The organism is Sporosarcina sp. NCCP-2222 (assembly GCF_023168145.1).
GTDB lineage: Bacteria > Bacillota > Bacilli > Bacillales_A > Planococcaceae > Sporosarcina.
This window is the reverse complement of record NZ_BQYK01000002.1, coordinates 274,507-275,059: the sequence shown is the minus strand read 5'-3', so window position 1 is coordinate 275,059 and position 553 is coordinate 274,507. Positions and strand designations below refer to the sequence as shown.

At 52.4% G+C, this 553-nt stretch carries 1 protein-coding gene; it reads left to right on the top strand.

Annotation, left to right across the window (positions count from 1 at the left end; all coding sequences use genetic code 11):
- On the top strand, positions 1 to 553 hold a 553-nt coding region (locus tag NCCP2222_RS05310), incomplete at both ends, for a M20/M25/M40 family metallo-hydrolase (RefSeq protein ID WP_248510292.1).

Genomic DNA, 553 nt, shown 5'->3' with positions numbered 1-553 from the left:
CATATCGACTCCGTCTATGCTGCTGGAGAATTCGATGGGACGGCAGGCGTCCTGGTTGCTCTTGAAATTATGCGTTCCCTAGCGGATGAAGGCATTGCTACTTTGCATCCGCTCGAAGTGATCATCTTTGCATGTGAAGAATCCGCTCGCTTTGGTGCATCGACTCTAGGAAGCAAAGCGATGACGGGGCGGCTGGATCCGGCGTATACAAGGTCTTTGACTGATAAAACTGGAGTCACGCTGATGCATGCGTTCGAGGAGAATGGTCTTGATTTGGAAGAGGTTCATTTGGCAAAGCGCTTTCGCGACGAATTCAAAGCGTTCGTTGAACTGCATGTGGAGCAGGGGCCTGTCCTTGAAAAACAAGATATTTCGATCGGCATTGTCTCAGCTATTGCCGCGCCAATCCGTTTTCACGTCCATGTGGAAGGGACGGCGGATCATTCCGGCACTACACCAATGGATTATCGGCGTGACGCCCTTCTTGGAGGAGCAGAAATCGCACTTGCCGTGGAACGGGCAGCGATCGAGGAGCTTGCACAGGGTACAGTCG